This is a genomic window from Mesorhizobium sp. WSM2240, from assembly GCF_040438645.1.
In the GTDB taxonomy this organism is placed as follows: domain Bacteria; phylum Pseudomonadota; class Alphaproteobacteria; order Rhizobiales; family Rhizobiaceae; genus Allomesorhizobium.
In genome coordinates this window covers 5,362,967-5,381,234 of record NZ_CP159253.1, presented here as the reverse complement: position 1 = coordinate 5,381,234, position 18,268 = coordinate 5,362,967, and the positions used below count along the sequence as shown (strand labels likewise).

The 18,268-nt window shown below is 63.3% G+C and carries 21 protein-coding genes and 1 pseudogene; 6 read left to right on the top strand and 16 right to left on the bottom strand.

The annotated features are described in order from the left end of the window. Positions 1–97: 97 nt before the first annotated feature. Entirely contained in the window at positions 98–298 is a 201-nt protein-coding gene (locus tag ABVK50_RS26830; RefSeq protein WP_353643690.1) for a hypothetical protein, read from the top strand. A gap of 24 nt (positions 299–322) precedes the next feature. On the opposite strand, the gene xth is transcribed toward ABVK50_RS26830, so the two are convergent. From xth to ABVK50_RS26800, 6 genes are all read right to left on the bottom strand, one after another. Next, positions 323–1,093 (bottom strand): exodeoxyribonuclease III, encoded by a 771-nt coding sequence (xth, locus tag ABVK50_RS26825; protein ID WP_353643691.1) that lies wholly within the window; start codon positions 1,091–1,093, stop codon positions 323–325. A gap of 15 nt (positions 1,094–1,108) precedes the next feature. Further along, positions 1,109–1,945, bottom strand: coding sequence for a Ku protein (locus tag ABVK50_RS26820; protein WP_353643692.1), 837 nt, complete (start codon positions 1,943–1,945; stop codon positions 1,109–1,111). Positions 1,946–2,073: 128 nt separating this feature from the next. After that, entirely contained in the window at positions 2,074–2,334 is a 261-nt protein-coding gene (locus ABVK50_RS26815; protein WP_353646982.1) for a DUF982 domain-containing protein, read from the bottom strand. Further along, positions 2,315–2,671, bottom strand: a complete 357-nt coding sequence (locus ABVK50_RS26810; protein WP_353643694.1) for a DUF982 domain-containing protein — start codon at positions 2,669–2,671, stop codon at positions 2,315–2,317. Before ABVK50_RS26810 ends, ABVK50_RS26815 begins: the two co-directional genes overlap by 20 nt. Before the next feature lie 139 nt (positions 2,672–2,810). Next, positions 2,811–2,984 (bottom strand): hypothetical protein, encoded by a 174-nt coding sequence (locus ABVK50_RS26805; protein WP_353643695.1) that lies wholly within the window; start codon positions 2,982–2,984, stop codon positions 2,811–2,813. 111 nt (positions 2,985–3,095) lie between these two features. Then, on the bottom strand, positions 3,096–3,296 hold the full coding sequence (locus ABVK50_RS26800; protein ID WP_353643696.1) for a hypothetical protein: 201 nt from the start codon (positions 3,294–3,296) through the stop codon (positions 3,096–3,098). A gap of 129 nt (positions 3,297–3,425) precedes the next feature. Between ABVK50_RS26800 and ABVK50_RS26795 the strand changes: the two genes are divergently transcribed. Beyond that, positions 3,426–3,608 (top strand): hypothetical protein, encoded by a 183-nt coding sequence (locus ABVK50_RS26795; protein ID WP_040584441.1) that lies wholly within the window; start codon positions 3,426–3,428, stop codon positions 3,606–3,608. A 4-nt stretch (positions 3,609–3,612) separates the two neighbouring features. Here ABVK50_RS26795 and ABVK50_RS26790 read toward each other — a convergent pair whose 3' ends face one another. The 8 genes and pseudogenes from ABVK50_RS26790 to ABVK50_RS26755 all read right to left on the bottom strand — a co-directional run bounded on the left by ABVK50_RS26790 (position 3,613) and on the right by ABVK50_RS26755 (position 12,682). After that, positions 3,613–4,659, bottom strand: coding sequence for a UDP-glucuronic acid decarboxylase family protein (locus ABVK50_RS26790; protein WP_353643697.1), 1,047 nt, complete (start codon positions 4,657–4,659; stop codon positions 3,613–3,615). Positions 4,660–4,687: 28 nt separating this feature from the next. Further along, positions 4,688–5,818: a glycosyltransferase gene (locus ABVK50_RS26785; RefSeq protein ID WP_353643698.1), complete on the bottom strand. Its 1,131-nt coding sequence runs from the start codon at positions 5,816–5,818 to the stop codon at positions 4,688–4,690. Then, on the bottom strand, positions 5,815–6,909 hold the full coding sequence (locus ABVK50_RS26780; protein WP_353643699.1) for a glycosyltransferase: 1,095 nt from the start codon (positions 6,907–6,909) through the stop codon (positions 5,815–5,817). The genes ABVK50_RS26785 and ABVK50_RS26780 overlap by 4 nt, the downstream gene beginning before the upstream one ends. Beyond that, positions 6,906–8,036, bottom strand: a complete 1,131-nt coding sequence (locus tag ABVK50_RS26775; RefSeq protein ID WP_353643700.1) for a glycosyltransferase — start codon at positions 8,034–8,036, stop codon at positions 6,906–6,908. The genes ABVK50_RS26780 and ABVK50_RS26775 overlap by 4 nt, the downstream gene beginning before the upstream one ends. Positions 8,037–8,038: 2 nt before the next feature. Then, entirely contained in the window at positions 8,039–9,157 is a 1,119-nt protein-coding gene (locus tag ABVK50_RS26770; RefSeq protein WP_353643701.1) for a glycosyltransferase family 4 protein, read from the bottom strand. Further along, a complete protein-coding gene (locus ABVK50_RS26765) occupies positions 9,142–10,434 on the bottom strand; it encodes a TIGR04295 family B12-binding domain-containing radical SAM protein (RefSeq protein WP_353643702.1) in 1,293 nt (430 codons plus the stop codon). Before ABVK50_RS26765 ends, ABVK50_RS26770 begins: the two co-directional genes overlap by 16 nt. Continuing rightward, a pseudogene (locus ABVK50_RS26760) lies at positions 10,431–11,495 on the bottom strand (NAD-dependent epimerase/dehydratase family protein); the annotation flags it as partial. The gene ABVK50_RS26765 and the pseudogene ABVK50_RS26760, both read right to left, overlap by 4 nt. Before the next feature lie 80 nt (positions 11,496–11,575). Next, positions 11,576–12,682 carry an NAD-dependent epimerase/dehydratase family protein gene (locus tag ABVK50_RS26755; protein ID WP_353643703.1) on the bottom strand — a complete coding sequence of 369 codons (1,107 nt, stop codon included), beginning with the start codon at positions 12,680–12,682 and terminating at the stop codon, positions 11,576–11,578. Positions 12,683–12,976: 294 nt separating this feature from the next. Here ABVK50_RS26755 and ABVK50_RS26750 point away from each other — a divergent pair, with 294 nt between their 5' ends. Both ABVK50_RS26750 and ABVK50_RS26745 read left to right on the top strand, forming a co-directional pair. Then, positions 12,977–13,444, top strand: a complete 468-nt coding sequence (locus ABVK50_RS26750) for a DUF1003 domain-containing protein (protein WP_353645797.1) — start codon at positions 12,977–12,979, stop codon at positions 13,442–13,444. A 114-nt stretch (positions 13,445–13,558) separates the two neighbouring features. Continuing rightward, complete coding sequence (locus ABVK50_RS26745; RefSeq protein WP_353643704.1) at positions 13,559–14,941, top strand: UDP-glucose/GDP-mannose dehydrogenase family protein; 1,383 nt, start codon at positions 13,559–13,561, stop codon at positions 14,939–14,941. 41 nt (positions 14,942–14,982) lie between these two features. On the opposite strand, the gene ABVK50_RS26740 is transcribed toward ABVK50_RS26745, so the two are convergent. Further along, a complete protein-coding gene (locus ABVK50_RS26740; RefSeq protein ID WP_353643705.1) occupies positions 14,983–15,180 on the bottom strand; it encodes a hypothetical protein in 198 nt (65 codons plus the stop codon). 213 nt (positions 15,181–15,393) lie between these two features. Here ABVK50_RS26740 and ABVK50_RS26735 point away from each other — a divergent pair, with 213 nt between their 5' ends. After that, on the top strand, positions 15,394–16,032 hold the full coding sequence (locus tag ABVK50_RS26735; protein WP_353643706.1) for a hypothetical protein: 639 nt from the start codon (positions 15,394–15,396) through the stop codon (positions 16,030–16,032). A gap of 135 nt (positions 16,033–16,167) precedes the next feature. After that, positions 16,168–17,079 carry an NAD(P)/FAD-dependent oxidoreductase gene (locus ABVK50_RS26730; RefSeq protein ID WP_353643707.1) on the top strand — a complete coding sequence of 304 codons (912 nt, stop codon included), beginning with the start codon at positions 16,168–16,170 and terminating at the stop codon, positions 17,077–17,079. 15 nt (positions 17,080–17,094) lie between these two features. On the opposite strand, the gene ABVK50_RS26725 is transcribed toward ABVK50_RS26730, so the two are convergent. Continuing rightward, positions 17,095–18,087 (bottom strand): YihY/virulence factor BrkB family protein, encoded by a 993-nt coding sequence (locus ABVK50_RS26725; protein WP_353643708.1) that lies wholly within the window; start codon positions 18,085–18,087, stop codon positions 17,095–17,097. Positions 18,088–18,268 lie beyond the last annotated feature (181 nt).

The window sequence follows — 18,268 nt, the reverse complement described above, 5'->3', positions numbered from 1 at the left end:
GTTCCGCCCGCCCCGAACCGGAACGAATCAGCCGCCGGTCTGTTGACGAGAGCAAGTGCGCGATCCCAACAACGGGATCAGGCTCCACGGAGACGGAATGAAGATCGACATACTCGCCATTGGGCTTTTGGCCATGCTTGCAGGCTGCGGCGAAACCGATCCGAACGCGCCCGGGTCGCAAGAGCCGGTCCCTGCACCCGAAGTGGACGCAGACCCGACACCGCAGACCGGTACAGGCGGCCAGCAGCAGACCGACACGCCCGACGCTACCACCAACAGCGCGCCGGCAGCCGATTGAATTCGGCTCATTCAAGCGCGGCTGCTACCGCAGCACGATCCATGTCGGCGCATGGTCGCTTGCGCCTTCCCGGCCGCGTACCGCCTTGTCAACTCCGGCGTCTATCAGCTTGCCGGCGAGCTCGTCGCTCAAAAGCAAATGATCGAGCCTGAGGCCGGCATCGCGCGACCAGCGACCGCGCTTGTAATCCCAGAACGTGTAGATGGTCTCGGTCGGGTATCGCGCCCGAATTGCGTCGGTCCAGCCTTGGGCGAGGAGGGCGCGGAAAGCGGCCCGGCTTTGGGGCTGAATCAGCGCATTGTCGCGGTACGAAGTGGTCGGATAGATGTCGGCTTCGGTGGGAACGACGTTGAAGTCGCCGGCGAGAACCACCGGCAGGCCGGCTTCGTATAGCTCGCCGGCCCTCGCCTGCAGCCGCTCCATCCAGGCCAGCTTGTAGTCGAAGCGCGGGCCGGGCTGCGGATTGCCGTTGGGTGCGTAGAGCGAGGTCACGATCACCCCTTTGACCGCGGCCTCGATATATCGGCTCTCGCTGTCTTCATCATCGCCTGGCAGGCCGCGGGCGGTTTCGACCGGCTCTGCCCCGCGCGCCAGTATCGCGACGCCATGCCAGGATTTTTGCCCGTGCCATACCGCTCCGTAGCCGGCGCGGGCGAGCGTCTTCGCCGGGAACTGCCGGTCGGAGCATTTCAACTCCTGCAGGCAAACGACATCCGGTTCCGCCTCCTCCAGCCATTCCAGCAGTCGAGACAGCCGGCCATTGACGCCGTTGATGTTGAACGTCGCGATCTTCATCCCGTCCTGACGGCGTCAGGCGGATTTGAGCTTCGGCTCGGCCCTGGCGGCCGGCTTCTTGGCCGGAGCCTTTACGCCTTCCTTCTCCAAGCTCTTGCGCAGCACATCGGCGAGGTTGATGACGTTCTCCTTCGGCGCAGGGGCTGCCTTGGGCAACTTCTTGCCAGTGCGCTTGGCATTGATCAGCTCGATCAGGGCGTTCTCGTAACGGTCCTCGAATTTCGACGGATCGAATTTCGTTATCTTCTTCTCGATGATCAGCGAGGCGATCTCGGCCATGTCGGGATCGACCTTGCGGTCGCCAATGTCGTCAAACACGGTATCGGCGGCGACGACCTCATTGTGGTTGCGCAGCGTCGTCATGATCATGCCGTTGCCGAGCGGCTCTATGACGACAGGGCGCTCGCGCTGATAAAGCACTATGCAGGCGGTGCCGACCCGCTTCTTGCGCTTCATCGCCTCGCGAACGACGGCGAAAGCCTCGGCTGAGGCCCGATCTGCCGGATAGAGATAATAAGGTTTTTCGAGGTAGAGCGACTGGACGGAAGCCTTGTCGACGAAGCCTTCAATGTCGAGCGTGTGCTCCGACGTCACCTTCAGGCTCTTGATCTCCTCGGGCTCGATGAGCACGAAGTCGCCATTGTCGAGCTCATAGCCCTTGATCTGGTCTTCGCGTTCGACCGGCTCTCCGGTCTCCTCGTCGACGTAGCGGGCCTTAACCGGCAGCTTCGACTTGCGATTGAGGGTGCGGAAATGCACCTTCTCAGCTTCGCTCGTCGCCCCCGTCAGCTTGACGCCGCACGTGACGGTGCCAAGTTTCATAAAACCCTTCCATACCGCCCGTGCTACCATAATACATCTCCACGGCGTCCAAGCCCTTTACTATACAAGTGAAGGCGAACGGCCGGAAGCCTGATTCGTTCCTGGGCTCCCAGGCGTCGGGAAGGATGCGTGGTGGCGCCGATGGATCGGCCGCGGACTCAATGCGCGATCTCGTCCTCCACCAAAATATGAGCGCGTCTGGCCGCCGAGATGAAGGCCTCGCGCGCCATTTCGGGCGCGCAGACGCCGGAAAGCGATTTGAGACAAGCGCTCATCGCGTTTTCGAAGGCGACGCCCGATTTATCCGGCCAGAAGCCGCTGGTCAGACATTGCGTGGCCTGTTCCGGGCCGACGACTGAGGTTATGCCCTGCCGGCCAAGAACCACCTGAACCGGCTTTTCAAACACGCTCTGCAGCATCGTGGCCTTTTTCACGCGGATTTGGGATTAATTGCAGCGCACCGGTCCGGTTCGGATTCACAAGTTGCGAAACGGATCGTGCGTGTGGATGGGCTTTCGCGCCGAGAAGACCGGCCTCACGCGCAGCAGCGCGGAATGCACGGCGCGCCTCCGACACCGGCCGTAGCCCGTCGAGCGCATCCCGGCAGGCGCGCATTGCCGCGCGGTACGCCGGCGGGGTCGTTATTGGCCATTGCGATTGAAGGCATTCGATGGCTTCCCAAACGGTGGCCACCCGCCTCGTATGGGTTCCGGCAATGCGCAATTCGAGCGGCGAGGGAAAGCGTTTGTCGTCCATCACTTCCTCCAGTTTCTTATCGATCGTCTTTTGAGCAAGCGGATGCAGGCAGCGCTGGCTGAGCCTTCAAACTATCGTGACGCGAAAAGGTTCCGCCCCGTTGGAGGCCAACGGCAGGTATGATCTGGCGCGCTGCGGCCTATGAGTGTTTGCTGCTTTCTTCGTCATAGAGCCTGCGCGTTGCGGCATCACGCTCGCGCTTTTCACGCGGCGAAAGGCGGCGGCGCGCCAAAAGGGCGTAAGCGATAATTGCGCCCAGGACCACCGGTCCAAGCACCGTGGCGAACATCCATATCGGTTGCGTGTCGAACATCGACGTCTCCTTCACAACCAAAACCACCCGCCCGCCCGTTCGTTCCGCTTCGGGGCAAATCCCCGCCGCTCTTCGGGCAAGACGCAGCTGCTCTCGGGCGGTGGGCGGGCGCTAGCGAGCAGCGCCGCGCGGCTGGTGCTGCATGCGCCGCCGGCGGTCGAGCAGGTTCAGAAGGTCGGCGAGATCAGTGGCCTCGTCGCTTTCGATATCGACCAGCGGATGGGCGAACCAGCGCGCCGGCAGACCAGTGAACTGGTCGATCACATCGGCGGACAATTCGTCCCGCACCACGGCTCTGTATCTTCTCGGCATGGTTTCCGAATCCCGGTTTTGGCGGCCCAACGGCAGGATTCGGCAATTGTTCCGTATGTTTCATGGCGGATTCGGAACAAGTGACCGGCTCGTCGGTTGGCTTATCGGAGAACCGAGCGGGAGCGCGCCATGCGCAAGAATGAGGTCAAGCGTGCCAAACAGATGGCGGCCGAGGCGACCGAGGCTTATCTGCGGCGGTCGTCCATATCTTTCCTGGAATGCGCCATTCACTTGATGGCAACACATATCAGCGTCGATGAGATCGCCGAAATCCTCGAGGAGGAAGCGCGTCAGTTGAGGGAGTTCGGATAGCGGGCTATTCGCCCGCCTGAAGCGCCACGCGGCCGCCCGTGGTCGTGACGCCGAGCTTCCGCCGGCTCCGGCGAGCGGACGCGCGGCTCAGAGTCGCCTCGAACCACGACACGGTCTCGCGCAGGCCTTGCTCCAGCGCCACCCGCGGCTTCCAGCCGAGGAGCTTTATGGCTCGCCCGATATCGGGCCGGCGGCGTTGCGGGTCGTCGGCGGGCAGCGGCCCGTATGCGATCGTGGAAGATGTCGGGATCAGAGCCAAAACCATTTCGACCAGTTCGTTGATCGAGAACTCGCCGGGATTGCCGAGATTGACCGGGACGCCCGGGTTGGGATCGGCTTCCATCAGCGCGATCAGCCCCCGCACAAGGTCGGATACGTAGCAGAACGATCGCGTCTGTTCGCCGCTGCCATAGACGGTCAGCGGTTCGCCCTTGAGCGCCTGGACGATCAGATTGGAGACGATGCGCCCATCATCGGCCTGCATGCGCGGCCCATAGGTGTTGAAGATGCGCGCCACACGCACATCGACGCGGCCGGCGCGCAGAAAATCGAAACAAAGCGCTTCGGCGGCGCGCTTGCCCTCGTCGTAGCAGGCGCGCGGGCCGGTGCAGTTTACGTGGCCGAGATAGTCCTCGCGCTGGGGATGCTCCTCGGGATCACCATAGATCTCGCTGGTCGACGCCTGGACGAAGACAGCGCCATGCTCCTCAGCAAGCGACAGGAGATTCTTTGTGCCCGCGACGCTGGTCATCATCGTATGTACCGGATCGGCCTGGTAGCGCGGTGGCGAGGCCGCACAGGCAAGGTTGAACACCCAGTCGACCGGCCGCGGCAGGGAAAGCGCATCGCACACGTCATGCTTCAAAAGCTTGAAGTCGGGGTAATTTTGGAGCGGCGCCACGTTGCGAAGCGAGCCTGTCAGGAAATTGTCGACGCAGATCACTCTGTGCCCTGCCGCCAGCAGAGCATCGCAAAGATGCGAGCCAACGAAACCTGCCCCGCCGGCCACCAGCGCGGTCTTTGTTTTGAGCCGTCCATTCCCGCCATGCATGCCGCTTTTCCTTCTCACCAACGCCGCCTTACGCCGCGCTTTCGGTCAATCCGCCGGCAATCCCCTGCGGAATCCGCAGGCTCTGCCTCTCCGGTGAAAAATGCGCAGCGAGTTCGCGCGCCCGGACTTCGGCCGTATGCATTGCCAACACACGCGCCCGCGCGGCTCGGGCTATAGCCTCCCGCCTGGTGTCGCTTGTCTGCGTAAGGGCGGCGATCACATCATCCGTCGAGCGGGCGACCACGATCGCGTCGCCATCCGGCAGCAGATGGTCGAGGCCGTTCCAAAAATCGCTGATGATCGGCGTGCCGCAGGCGGCCGCCTCGAACAGCCGGACGCTGGGCGACCAGCCGGCCTCGATCATGTCGGCGCGCGTGACGTTGAGGGTGAAACGCTGGCGGCTGTAGAAGGAGGCGTGCTCGGCCGGCGGCAAATGCTCGATCCGCTCGATATTGGCCGGCCAGGCAATGTCGGCCGGATATTGCGGCCCGGCGACGACGAAGCGCCTGTCGGGAAGAAGCCGGGCGGGCTCGATCAGCAGCCGCTCGAGCGTCTGCTGGCGGTCGGGGCTGTAGGTGCCGATATAGCCGAGATCCCATTCGATTGGTTCGCCGGTGGCGCGGTACTGCCCGGCGTCAACCGAGCAGTAAAGAGCGGCAGCGTTGCGCGCGCCGAATTCGCTCTCAAGCTTGTCGAGCACCGGACCCCCGGAAAAGGAGAAATAGGTGTCGAACCGCGGAATCTGGCGGCGCGCCAGATATTCCTCGTCGCGGTTGGCGAGCTTGGCCAAGGTGACCGGCGTGTCGATGTCGTAGAAGAACAGCGGGCGCCCTGACCGTATGGCGGCGACAGCATCGATGATCTGCACGCCCTGCGGTACGTATGACCCTACGATCACCGCATCGGCGTCGCGCGCTGCCTTGGCAAAGCGGCTCGTCATGTCCGATATGCCGTCGTAGTATTTCAGGACGCAGAAGTCGGGATCCGGCAGGTCGCGACTGTCTGCGTACCATGGGACATCCCGCTCCAGGAACAGAACCGAATGGCCGAGGGCATGAAGGCCGCGCAGCAGGCTGCGGAACGTGGTTGCGTGGCCGTTTCCCCAGGATGAGGAAAGGGAAAGCCCGATAACGACTATGTCCAGCGACGGATTCTTCATTCCGCTGCCTCCACTAGCGCCCTGCCGGCGAAGCTCCGGAAGATGCGATCCGCGTCGGCGGCCCGGTGTGCGTAGGTATGTTCGCGCAAGACGCGCTCCAGGGCGCGTTTCCCGATGTCGCGGGCGCGATCCGGCGAAAGCTCCTGCAGCAGTTCCTGGACATCCTGTCCGTCGCGGGCGACCAGTATTTCTTCACCGTCCTTCAGGAACAGGTCAATACCGGTCCATGCGTCGGTGATCATGCAGGCGGCGGCGCCTGCCGCCTCGAAAACGCGCGTGGCCGGCGAGAAGCCGTTCTCAGCCATGCTGGAGCGACTGATGTTGAGCACCGCCTTGGGCGTCGAATTGAAAGCATTGTGGTCGCGGGTCGGGACGTGACCGATGTAGTCGACATTTCCCGACATCGGCTTGTCGCCCCAGCCGGCGCCGCCGAGGACAAATCTCTGGCCGGGCAGCCTTGCTGCCGGCGCAAAGAAGAAGCTTTCGACCCGTTCCTCCCGATCGGGCAGGCGGTTGCCGAGAAAGCTCAGATCTGCGGCAAAGCGCGGGTCAGGCTCCGCAGGGTGATGCGTCTCGGGGTCGAGCGCATTGTATATCGGGATGCATTCCGCCGCCCCGATCTGCCGGTAGTCGTAAACGACCGGATCGCCGCCGCCATAGGTCAGCACGACATCGATCCGCTTCAGCGCACGATGCATCGGGTGGGCGGGGTCAGCGCGCAGCTCTGCGAGGGTTGCCGGCGCATCGACATCCCAGAATATCCTGAGCGCTCCCGGGCGGGCCCAGGCCAGCGAGTGCTCGAGCAGCGCAGTATCCTCGAAGCCGACGCCGCTCGCCTTCACGACAATGTCGGCGTTTGCCGCTTCGCGGGTCACGGTCCGCAACGCCTCGATCGTGCCGTCGTAGACGACCACCCGGCACCAGTCGGGCGGATCGATGTCGCGATGCTTCTGGCGATCGTAGACGTCGGGCTCGTAGAAGGTGATGTCGTAACCGCGTGCCGCAAGCGCTTTCAGCAGGCCCCGATAATAGGTCGCCGCCCCGTTCCAGTAGGACGAGAGCAGGCTGGAACCGTAGAACGCGATCTTCATTGTGCAGCTTCCTTCGGCGCAAGTTGATCGATAACGCGAGCCGAACCGTGATCGGCCAAAATGGCGAGCAGTTCGTCGACGCGGTGGCGGCAGGTATGCCACTCGCGGATTGTCTCCAAGCCTGAGGCGGCCAAATTGTCGGCCATCGCGCGGTCGGAGAGCACCTGCCTTAGGAGCGCGGTCATTTCCGCGCCGCTATGCGCGAACAGGAAATCCTCGCCCGGCCGGAACAGGCCTTCCGCGTCGTCCCACGGCGCCGATATCAGCGGGATGCCGCAGGCCAGAGCCTCGAACATCCTGATCGTCGGAATGCCTGGCAGTGATTTCACATAGGGACGGCGCGGAATGTGCACCGTCACCTGGTGCTGGGCGAAGGCCGGCGGCACATCGGCATTGGCGATCCAGCCGCGGTAGCGCAAACCCGCGCCGCGAAGAGCGGCCAGCGCCTCCTCCGGGTAACGGACGCCACAGACCGTCCCGTCTATGCCGAGTTCGGCGACCGGCCTGATCAGAAACGTTTCCAGCTCGGCGGTGCGCTCGTCATCGCCCCAATTGCCTATCCAGACGAGATCGCCGGTCCTCTCGACGTCCGGCAGCGGCCGGAACAGCCGGTCGTCCGCCGCCTCATGCCAGGTAAACACGAGACGGCCCCAACCGGAGTCGAGATAGCGCTGCCGCAGTGTCTCGCCGAAGGCGAGTATGCCGTCGTAATCCTGCAGGATGAGATCGGCGATGGCGCGCTGCTGCGAGACGGCGCGATGGTGCGTGTCGTGAAAGAACAGGGTGAACCTGCCGCCATTGCGGCGAGCGCGGCCGATCCGCGCTACAAGTTCAGGCTCCGTCCACTCATGTACGATCACCACGTCTGCATCGTGCAACGCTGCCTCGTGGTCGAACTCCGGGCCGTAGCTCTTTGAAACCAGGCCGGGGAAATCGCGGCGGAAGCGCTCGACTGCAAGCGGGCCGCGCTCGGCCAAGAGATTCTGACGGCTCCAAGAATCCTCAGGCTCGAGAGCGATCGCGTCATGGCCGCGGGCGATGAGTTCACGCATGACGCCGCGCAGGAAATGCGCGTTGCCGTGGTTCCAATCCGACACCAGCGAGTGGGTATAGAAAATGATACGCATCGCTACACCGCCACGCCGAGCGGGCATGCCGACTGAGCCGCCGCCTCATAGACGCGGAGTACCGCAGCCGCCTGCGACTCCGGCGTAAACCGGCGTGAACGGGCAAGTGCCTTCGCGCCCATTTCCATGCGCAGGTGCTCATCGAGGACAAGCAGATTGACAGCATCCGAAAACGCTTCAGGCCGATGAGGATCGGCGAACAGCGCCGCGCTATGCCAGATCTCGCGATAGGTCGCGATATCGGACAGGACCAACGGCGTTCCCGAATGCGCGGCCTCCAGAGCGGCGAGCCCGAAGGGCTCGTAGAGCGACGGCGAGACAAAGATGCCGGCGCCGGCCATCAGCGCCCGAACTTTTGTGTTTGACGCCTCGCCGATTTGCCTGACGCCTTGCATCGACACGAATTGGCCGCCGGGGCCAGTCGTCGGTCCGGCGATCAGGAGCGGCCAGGCCATCGCACTAGCGGCCTTGCTGAGCACCTCGCCATTCTTGCCCTCGTCCCACCAACGCCCGGCGGCGAAGACGAAGTCTTCCCTGGAGGCAGAGACCGCCGGCGAATGGTCGGCCACCGCATTGGGAACTACCGTGAGGCGCGGAAGCGGCCCGTAGCAGGCGCGAAGCATGTCCGCATGGCTGCGGCTCGGGGCCATGATGGCATCGGCCCGGTCAAAGCCGGCGCGGTTGGCCCCTTGCTGCCATGCCCACCCCTCGGGGACCGGCGCGCCTCGCATTGCGCGGAACCAGGTCACCACGCATGAATGAGAAACCACCACGACCGGGCAGGAGACGTCGAGCCCGCGCGCCTGCGACGGCAGATTGAGATGAATGAGATCGGCTTGGTGCCTGTCGGCCATCCGCGCAATGAGCCGCGGCAGCACATCGAGTTCCGGTTCATCCTTCGCCATCCAATCAAGCGGCGCGTCGAGCCACTCGAGGGTTCCGATCGCCATTGCCTCGCGCCGCTGACCTGCCGAGGGAAGGGGTCCGAGGCCGACGAAAATAGTCTCGACGTCCTCCGCTAGCAACGCAGCCGCCAGATCCATGGCGTAGCGCCAGACGCCGCCCACGGCGTCGATCGTCATCAATATGCGGCGCGGCGGCATGGTCACGCTCTGCAGCATTGCTGCTCCAGGACCGGCAGCGGCAGCGGCTGCTGTTCCTGGATTTCGCTGAAGGCGTCGAACGAGGCGAGGTAGTGATCGTGGGCGCGCTCCCAGGCGTGGTCATCGGGCTCGCCCCACTTTTCGCGGTAGCTCGGCGAACTCGGATAGGGATAGAGCGGCACCGGGTCGTTTGCCCACACGCCGTTGGAGATGAGGTGCTTGCGCCAGTAGTCGACCAGCGACTTCTCGTCCTGCACCACGCCAATCAGATTGGCCTGAACGAACGGCACGTGGCGGCGGGCCTTGATCAGCAGCTCCGCCAATTCCTCGGTGCCGAGCCGGCAGCGCTTGGCCAGCATTTCGCGGCCTTCGACCGTCAGGCTTTCGAGCCCAGCCTCGACCGACACGCAGCCGGCGGCGCCGAGCAACTCCAGCAGTTCCGGTTTCCAGAGATCGATCCGCGTCTGCACCCCGAACTGGACGTCCCGTCCGACAAGGGCTTCGAGCAGTGCCTTCTGCGGCAAAAAAATCTCGTCGATGAAATAGATGTAGCCGACGCCCTGCGCGATCAGCGCGTCTATCTCCTCGACGATCACCTCGTGATTTCGCCGCCGATAGGCATCGCGGAAATCGATCTTGGCGCAGAAGCTGCAATTGTAGGGGCACCCGCGCGAGGCTTCGACCTCGGCCCCAAGACCGTGTGGCTCGCTATCGAAGCGGTGGTGGTGATGATGGTGATTGGCGAGCCAGTCCGCCGGCCATTTCAGCGCCGGATGGTTCACGAAAGAGCTGGCGTGGACGGGTCCGATGACGATTGTGCGGCCCTCCTCGAGATAGGCCGTCGAGGCGATGTTGCTCCAGTCGCGGGTCGATGCGAGTTCGGCGACCACTTCCTCGCATTCGCCGCGCACGACGATGTCGACGCTTAGCTTGCGCAGCGTCGGAGCGGGCGTGGCCGATGCATGCGGGCCGACCGCCACGGTTGCGCCGCCGCTGTCGCCCAATGCGCTAAGAAATTCGGCCGGCACCCGAAGTTCCGGCGGCGCGCAGCGCCAGAAAAGATAGGTTGGGGCGGTGGTGACGACGGTCATACCGGGTGAGAAATCCGCCACGCGGGATGCGAGCGCCTGATTGTCGAGACGCTGCAGCTGCCCGTCGAGCATCAGCACCTCATGCCCATCACTTTCGAGCAGCGCCTTGCAATAGCCGAGCTCCAGCGGCAGGTGCGGATGGCGGCATCCGAAATAGATGCTGCCGTCATAAGTCCAGGACGGATTTACCAGGGCTACTCTCATGCGGTGATCCTCCGCTCGGGAATGGCCGCCGGCATTTCGGGCGTGATGCGGTTCGTCTCCAGCCAGTGCGCCAGATCTCGAACGCCTTGGCGCCAGCCGATCCGCGGCTTCCAGCCCAGCGCCGACTGGATCTTGCGGGTGTCGGCGACGAAGTAGAACTGATCGCCCTGGCGCCAGTCCCCGTAAGTCACTGGAATTTCGCTGCCGGTGATGCGACCGATTTCGCGCAGCAGAAGGCGCAGGCTGACGGCGTTGAGCGGTCCACCGCCAAGATTGAAGGCGTTTCCCGTTACGGAGCCGATGGCGTCCAGAACCGCCCGGTAAGCCGCGACTGCGTCGGTGACATGCAATATGTCGCGCACCTGCTTGCCGTCGCCATAAATCGAGACCGGGCGGCCTTCGAGGGCGCGGATGAGAAAATGCGCCACCCAGCCCTGATCCTCGGTGCCGAACTGGCGCGGCCCATAGATGCAGCTCATGCGCAGCACGGCCGTGGGCAGGCCGTAGCTCTTGGCATAATCGAGCACATACTGATCGGCTACGCCCTTGGAGCAGCCGTAGGGCGTACAGAAATCGAGGCCGCGGTTTTCGGCCACCCCAAAGCTGCGGATGGCTTCGTCGGCTGGGATATAGCGGTCATCGATCTCGACCATGGCCAGGTCGTCGAGACCGCCATAGACCTTGTTGGTGCTGGCGAAGATGATCGGGATACGCCTGCCGCCCTTGCGCACCGCTTCAAGCACATTGATCGTACCGCGAGCATTGACCTCGAAATCCTCGACCGGATCGGCGAGGCTGGTGGTCACCGCGGTCTGCGCGGCCAGATGAAACACCGCCCTGGCGTTCGCGAAAGCAGGCTCGATCGCGGCGCGATCGCGGATGTCGGCGACAAGCGGATGCACCCTGGCGCCATAGCGCTCCTTCAGCCACGCCAGATTCTGGTCCACGCCGGGGCGGCTCAGATTGTCGACAACAACAACATCCTCGCCATCGGCCAGAAAACTCGCCGCGAGGTTGGAGCCGATGAAGCCGCTGCCCCCGATGACGACGACAGGCGCGGCCTTGCCGATCATCGGCGGCTTTGCCAGCGCGCCAACGCCCGCCGCGGCGCCGCGTTCCGCGGGCGGGGATAGATGTTTCGTCATGAAACCAATCCCCGCTCTTCGAGTTGCCGCTTCATCTCCGACCCTCGATCTTCGGCGCCGGTCTCTCCCACCCACTCCGCCAGTTCCCCGAGCGAGTTCTCCAGCCGGAACTGCGGTGCGAAGCCGAGAAGCTCACGCGCCTTGGAGATGTCGGCGAAGCAGTTGCGTATGTCGCCGGAACGGGCCTTCCCCAGAATGTCCGGCTTGATCTCCGGCACACCCATCGCTTCGGCCAGCAGCGCAGCCACCTCGCTTATGGCATAAGCCTGGCCGCTGCCGATATTGATCACGTGCCCGCGCGCCTGCGGCTGCTCGAGCGCGAGGCGGAACGCCCGCGCCACATCCTTGACGTGGACGAAATCGCGGCGCTGGCGTCCGTCCTCGAAGATCATCGGCGGCTGGCGGTTTGCCAGGCGGGAGGCGAAATTCGCCAGCACGCCCGTGTAGGGATTTGACAGCGCCTGGCCGGGGCCGAACACGTTGAACAGACGCAGAGCCACGGCATCGACCCCGTAGGCATCGCCGAAGATCAGCACTGCCCGCTCCTGCGCGTATTTGGTCAACGCATAAATGGAGGCCAGATCCACCGGTTTCTCCTCGTCAGTTGCCACCGGCGTCAGCCGCTCGCCGCCAGGGCCGACGAGGTCCCAGGCGCCGGCCCTGACACGGGCCTGCTGTCGCCGGGCATTGCCGATGCGCCGCCCGTCGGGCGTCTCGTAGAGCCCTTCGCCGTAAACGCTCATCGACGAGGCTACTACGATGCGCTTGACGGGCTTGCGGATCAGCCCTTCGAGAAGAACCGCCGTGGCGAGATCGTTGCCGCCGACATAGCGGGCGATCTCGTACATGGACTGGCCGACGCCGACTTCGGCCGCCAGATGCACCACGCCATCGATGCCGTCGAGCGCAGCGTCCAAGGCTTCTGCGTCCCGCAAATCGGCCCTGACAATCTCGACCCCTTGTGCATTTCCGGCCGCGGTCTTGCCGTGGACCTGCTCGATAAAGCTGTCCAGGATGCGCACTTCGAAGTCATTGGCCAAAAGTTCGTCCGTTACATATCGACCGATGAAGCCGCAGCCACCGGTAATAAGGATCCTCTTCAAGAAATTGCTCCTCGACATTTCTGCACGAAATACGGCTCCCGAACCGCAAGCTCCCGAAAATGTTCCCGGCGTCCATCAGGAAGGTGGCTGATTGCAATTATTGCGGGAATTTCGCTGCTTGGGCTCTGCATCCGCATAGACGCAACCGATCGCCCGCGACGCAGTTAGGGAGACTCATCGGAATAAGGCAGGCGGCCCATGCAGCGCTCCGAGTCCAGCAAACGGCAACCGCCAGAGCGGTCGCGGGAGGAGTCGGCAGGACTGAGTTCCGCGCTCGAAAATAACATCCGCGCCATGGTGCGGCGTCGCGACCAGGAGGCGGCAACGGCCGGCTTTCAGGAGCGTCTGGCCGAAACCATCACCGCTTTCACAGGGAGCATGACCTTCGTCTATCTACATCTGGCCGCCGTCGCCTTCTGGATAGTCGTCAATACCGGCTGGCTACCGGTAATGGAGCCATGGGACCCGTCGCTGGTTCTCCTGGCGATGGCTGCTTCGGTCGAGGCGATCTTCCTGACCAGCTTCGTCTTGATCAGCCAGAACCGCATGGCGGAAAACGATGCCCGGCGCGCAGACCTCAATCTTCAGATCAGCCTTTTGTCCGAACACGAGGTCACGAGACTGATCACCATGGTGTCGGCGATCACCGACCATCTCGGTCTGTCCGAAGCGATCAGCCCCGAACTGGACGAATTGAAGAAGGATGTCGATCCCGAAACCGTTTTGGATGAACTCGAGAGTTCGGAGCAGTCGCGCGACTAGTCCAGCGAGCCGGGCGAAGCCAGCTCTTCGCCATCCACCCCTGCGGGAACACAAGGCGCAGGATTGTTAGGAGAGCCGTTTCAGTATCGATTTCACGGGACGCAGGAAAAACACATGAAAGTGGTGATGATCGGCGCAGGCTATGTCGGACTGACCACAGGCGCCTGCCTGGCAAAACTCGGCCATTCGGTAACCTGCGTCGATACGGACGCGGCGCGCATCAAAGCCCTCGCCGCAGGCGAGACGCCGATCTACGAGCCCGGCCTGGATGCCTTGATACGCAGGAATCGCGATAGCGGCCGGCTCGATTTCTCGGCCGACACGAAGAGACCGGCCAGCAAGGCCGACGCGATATTCCTTGCAGTGGGCACGCCGGCCGGGGCCAATGGCGACATCGATTTGAGCTACATTGAAGCAGCCGCCCGACAGATTGCGCCCATCATGAAGCCGAACACCGTCGTGGTCGTGAAATCGACGGTTGTCGTCGGCACCTGCCGGCGGTTGCGCGAAGTAATTGCCGAGAAACGGCTGGGGCTGGACTTCTCGGTCGCCTCCAATCCCGAGTTCTTGCGCGAGGGCTCGGCGATCGAGGACTTCCTGCATCCGGACCGCATCGTCATCGGCGCCGACGATCGGCGCGCAGCCGCCCTGCTCGAAGAGCTTTATGAGCCGCTCACGCGGCGCCAAACGCCTGTGGTCGTCACCAACACGGCAAATGCCGAGCTGATCAAATACGCATCGAACGCGTTCCTCGCCCTCAAGATCGGGTTTATCAACGATGTTGCGGATCTTTGCGAGCAGGTCGGCGGCGAGATCGAGGCGGTGGCCAGGGGAATGGGCCTCGATCGCCGCATCGGCACGAGCTTTCTGTCGCCCGGCCCGGGCTTCGGCGGATCCTGCTTTCCGAAGGATACGCGAGCCTTTGTGGCGACGGGACGCAAGCACCGCGCCCGCCAGTCGCTCGTGGAGACACTTGTCGCGAAGAACGAGACCCGCAAGAGCAGCCTGGCCCGCCGTGTCGTCTCGGAACTCGGCGACCGGGCTCGGGGCGCGCGGGTGGCGGTGTTCGGCCTCGCCTTCAAGGCCAATACCGACGATGTTCGCGAATCGGCGGCGCTGACGATAATTCCCCTGCTGCAGGAGGCAGGACTATCGGTGCGCGCGCACGATCCCCAAGCTGAAGCCAACGCCGCGCGTCATCTCAAAGGCGTCGAAATGCACGACTGTCCCTATGCCGCGGCGCAAGGTGCGGACGCCGTGCTCATCCTCACGGAATGGGAGGATTACCGCGCGCTTGACCTGAAACGGCTGGCGAATGCCATGTCCGGAAGCCTGCTGATCGATTATCGCAACCTGTTCACGGCTCAGAGGATCGCGCTGCACGGGTTGCGCTATATCAGTCTGGGCAAGTCCGCATCGCCTAAGGCAGCCGGCGCGGTGGTCTCGAAAGCGTCAAAGCGGCCGGAACTCGCGACCGCTGCGCCGAACCACCTCTGATCCGGTGAGTGCAGTTCTTTCGGTAACATTCTAGGCCGGGCTCACTGCGGCTCGGCGCCAGGCGTGTTCGGCTCAGGCGGCTCGACGCCGGCCGGCGCCCTGGTGGCCGGGTGCTCACCCCCCGGAGTTGCAACAGGAGCCGTGCCGAAGCCGCCGTTGATCCATAGAAAAGCGACCAGCATCAAGACGGCTATTGTCGCCACCACGAGGATACTTGTCAGTTCCCAAGACCTTTTCATCCGCTTCGTCCTCCTCTCATTAGCCGAACGGCGAGACGCCGACGATGTTCCGGCGGCTCGGCAAAGACGAACGAACTTGCGGATTTCGGCCGCCGCGAGTGCTGGGCCGGGTCGGGAATTTTTTGGAAAAAATATCGGAACATCAGCCGTACAGACCGGTTTTGGTTGCGCCCCGAGCGGGGCGAACTCCAACCACAAACGGGATTCATGAACATGATGTACAAACTTCTTGCAGCGTCGATGCTGACACTGGCGCTGGGCACAAGCGCCATTGCGCAAAGCAGCACCACAGGCACTAGCGGTGCCACGACCGCGTCGCCTGGCGCGACCGACACCATGATGATGACGGAAGCGGACAAGACACTGACCAAGGACTGGTCGGGACCGATCGGCGACGCCTTCTTCACCGACGACTCGATGACCACCCTCAAGAGCCAGGCTGAAATCCAGTCCAGCTGGCAGTCGCTGAGCGCCGAGCAGCAGGCGCAGGTGAAGCAGGATTGCGCAACCGTTTCCTCGAGCAGCACAGCCGCCGCCCCCAGCACCGGGACGTCGACGGACACAACCGCTTCGGGAACAACGACGACAACCCCGTCCGACACCACGGCCTCGGATACAACGACGGGCACCGGCACATCGACGGATACAACGGCTTCGACAACAACCGACACAACCGGCCAGGCCGCCGGCACGTCCACCGATACGACGGCTTCGACGACCACCGGAACGACAGGTTCGGACACGACGACCGGGACAGGCACTTCGTCCGATATGGCCGCAAGCGGCACGGCGGGATCGGGCACCTACAGCACTGCTATGACGCAGCTCTGCTCCTGGGTCGACTCGATGTAAATGGGATGACCTTTGTCTATCGGCGGGGCGGCGACAGCGCCCGCCCCGCCGATCTCATCAACGATATCTTGAATAATCACCGCCAAGCCCGCCTGTTCAGGCGACCACGCATGCCGACTTCGCGATCGATGTGACATGAACGATATGCAACTGGACTGCCTGATCATCGGCGGCGGACCTGCAGGCCTGGCGGCTGCGACCTACCTCGCCAGGTTTCGCCGCAGGGCCATGGTGATCGACGCCGGCCGCAGCCGCGCGAAGTGGATCAGTTCCATACGCAATTATCCCGGCTTTCCCGGCGGACTTTCCGGCCTGGAATTGCTCGGTCACATGCATGCCCAAGCGCAGCGTTTTGGCGCCATTATCGAGACCGGGACGGTTTCGGAGATCAAACGTTCGGGTGACGGGTTCGTGGTCTCCGCCTGCGGCCGAACACTGAGCGCCGCCAACATTCTGACCGCCGCCGGAGTCGAGGACAAGCTGCCTGATGTGCCTGGCTTCAGCGAAGAGTTGATCATGCGCGACAAGGTCAGGCTTTGTCCGATCTGCGATGGCTTCGAATTCATCGGCAAGACGATCGCTGTATGGGGAGAGGCCGAACGCGCCGCGAAAGAGGCGCTTTTCCTACGCAGTTTCAGCGAAGCAATCACCCTTCTGGTGGCCTCGGGCTGCATCGGCGCATCCGACCGAAAAGGTCTGGCTGAGGCCGGTGTCGAAGTGGTCGAAACTCCAGTAACAAGGCTTGAAGAGCCCGAGGACGCAATTGTCACAGTCCATCCCGATGGCCAGACGAATTGGTTCGACGGCGTCTATCTGGCAATGGGGTCGAGGCCCAGGACAGACCTTGCGCTGATGTTGGGAGGCGAGGTCAACAGGGCCGGCTGCCTTGTCGTCGATGCGCATCAGGAGACCACGGTACCCGGCCTTTTTTCGGCCGGCGACATTGTCAACGAATTGAACCAGATTTCCGTGGCGGTTGGGCACGCGGCCATCGCCGCCACCGCCATCCACAACAGGATCGCGGAACGGCGGTCCGAACGTTTGTAAGCAAGCGAGCCAAAGCTACAATTCCCCGGCGGTCTTGCCGAGCGTGTCCGCGACCACGGCGCCGCGTTCACCCATCGGCTTGGGGCGCTCGCCGACAGTAGAATCGCGCGCCGTCTGGTGCTCTATCTCGGCATTGATCTCCGCGCCGATGATCAGGATGATCACCGAAATCCAGGTCCACATCATCAGTCCGATTACTGCACCCAGCGATCCGTAGGTCGCGTTGTAATCGGCAAAATTGCGCAGGTAAAACGAGAAAGTCCACGACGCCCCGATCCATACCACGGTGGCGATTACCGCGCCCCAACTCAGCCATCGCCATTTCGGCGGGCGTCGGCTGGGCCCGAAGCGGTAGATCAGCGAGATGCCGGCAAGGATGGCTACGAGCAGCACCGGCCATCGCCCCATGGCGACGAGCGCTTCCGTCCAGGCGTCGAGTCGCAGATAAGCGAGCACGGCGGGGACCACGCCGACCGTCAGGATGAGACCTATCGCGATCAGCAGCGCACCCATTGTGAAGGCGATCGAAATCAGATTCAGCTTTATGAAGCCGCGCTTTTCGGTCTCCTCGTAAGCAATGTCCATGGCGTCGAACAGCGCCTTGACGCCGTTGTTTGCGCTCCACAGCGCGATCGCCAGTCCGATCAGGAAGCCTATTCCCAAGGCCTGCTGGTCCTGCGAAGCGAGCGCCTCCAACTGGCTTCGGATGATGTCGACGCCGGCCGAAGGCAGCAGGCCTCCGAGATGGGAGACATGGTCAGCTACCGTGGCGGGGTTAGCGACGAAGCCATACAGCGAAACGAAGGCGGCGAGCGCGGGGAAAAGGGCTAGCAGAAGGTAGAAGGTTGCGCCGGCGGCGATCAGAAGAACCCGGTCCTGGCCGACTTCCCGCCAGACGCGCCAGACAATATCCCTCCACCCCGCCAGCGGGATTTCGGACGGCCGGTCGGCGTCGCGGCCACGTCCATTTTCCAACTCAGCAAATTCGGTTTTCGCCGCCACTGCCATCTCCGGATTTCAGGCCCTGCCGCCGAAGAACTCCCAGTGGCCGCATCGGTTGCAAATAGCGCCCATGAACAGCCCAGTAACGACTGCGGCTCCAGCCGGAAAAAAATGCACTCATCGCAGGAACATCAGGGTGACTTCAGAAGTTCGATCCCCAACAGGAGGTGCCCCGCATGAACAGTGT

What these genes read in the sequence shown, in the direction of transcription:
- ABVK50_RS26810 (WP_353643694.1), bottom strand. Translation starts at nt 2,671, where the DNA reads ATGGACGACAAACGCTTTCCCTCGCCGCTCGAATTGCGCATTGCCGGA.
- ABVK50_RS26795 (WP_040584441.1), top strand. Translation starts at nt 3,426, where the DNA reads ATGCGCAAGAATGAGGTCAAGCGTGCCAAACAGATGGCGGCCGAGGCG.
- ABVK50_RS26815 (WP_353646982.1), bottom strand. Translation starts at nt 2,334, where the DNA reads ATGCTGCAGAGCGTGTTTGAAAAGCCGGTTCAGGTGGTTCTTGGCCGG.
- ABVK50_RS26800 (WP_353643696.1), bottom strand. Translation starts at nt 3,296, where the DNA reads ATGCCGAGAAGATACAGAGCCGTGGTGCGGGACGAATTGTCCGCCGAT.
- ABVK50_RS26725 (WP_353643708.1), bottom strand. Translation starts at nt 18,087, where the DNA reads ATGGCAGTGGCGGCGAAAACCGAATTTGCTGAGTTGGAAAATGGACGT.
- xth (WP_353643691.1), bottom strand. Translation starts at nt 1,093, where the DNA reads ATGAAGATCGCGACGTTCAACATCAACGGCGTCAATGGCCGGCTGTCT.
- ABVK50_RS26775 (WP_353643700.1), bottom strand. Translation starts at nt 8,036, where the DNA reads ATGCGTATCATTTTCTATACCCACTCGCTGGTGTCGGATTGGAACCAC.
- ABVK50_RS26740 (WP_353643705.1), bottom strand. Translation starts at nt 15,180, where the DNA reads ATGAAAAGGTCTTGGGAACTGACAAGTATCCTCGTGGTGGCGACAATA.
- ABVK50_RS26770 (WP_353643701.1), bottom strand. Translation starts at nt 9,157, where the DNA reads ATGCTGCAGAGCGTGACCATGCCGCCGCGCCGCATATTGATGACGATC.
- ABVK50_RS26805 (WP_353643695.1), bottom strand. Translation starts at nt 2,984, where the DNA reads ATGTTCGACACGCAACCGATATGGATGTTCGCCACGGTGCTTGGACCG.
- ABVK50_RS26730 (WP_353643707.1), top strand. Translation starts at nt 16,168, where the DNA reads ATGAACGATATGCAACTGGACTGCCTGATCATCGGCGGCGGACCTGCA.
- ABVK50_RS26830 (WP_353643690.1), top strand. Translation starts at nt 98, where the DNA reads ATGAAGATCGACATACTCGCCATTGGGCTTTTGGCCATGCTTGCAGGC.
- ABVK50_RS26780 (WP_353643699.1), bottom strand. Translation starts at nt 6,909, where the DNA reads ATGAAGATCGCGTTCTACGGTTCCAGCCTGCTCTCGTCCTACTGGAAC.
- ABVK50_RS26765 (WP_353643702.1), bottom strand. Translation starts at nt 10,434, where the DNA reads ATGAGAGTAGCCCTGGTAAATCCGTCCTGGACTTATGACGGCAGCATC.
- ABVK50_RS26820 (WP_353643692.1), bottom strand. Translation starts at nt 1,945, where the DNA reads ATGGTAGCACGGGCGGTATGGAAGGGTTTTATGAAACTTGGCACCGTC.
- ABVK50_RS26785 (WP_353643698.1), bottom strand. Translation starts at nt 5,818, where the DNA reads ATGAAGAATCCGTCGCTGGACATAGTCGTTATCGGGCTTTCCCTTTCC.
- ABVK50_RS26750 (WP_353645797.1), top strand. Translation starts at nt 12,977, where the DNA reads ATGGTGCGGCGTCGCGACCAGGAGGCGGCAACGGCCGGCTTTCAGGAG.
- ABVK50_RS26735 (WP_353643706.1), top strand. Translation starts at nt 15,394, where the DNA reads ATGATGTACAAACTTCTTGCAGCGTCGATGCTGACACTGGCGCTGGGC.
- ABVK50_RS26790 (WP_353643697.1), bottom strand. Translation starts at nt 4,659, where the DNA reads ATGCATGGCGGGAATGGACGGCTCAAAACAAAGACCGCGCTGGTGGCC.
- ABVK50_RS26745 (WP_353643704.1), top strand. Translation starts at nt 13,559, where the DNA reads ATGAAAGTGGTGATGATCGGCGCAGGCTATGTCGGACTGACCACAGGC.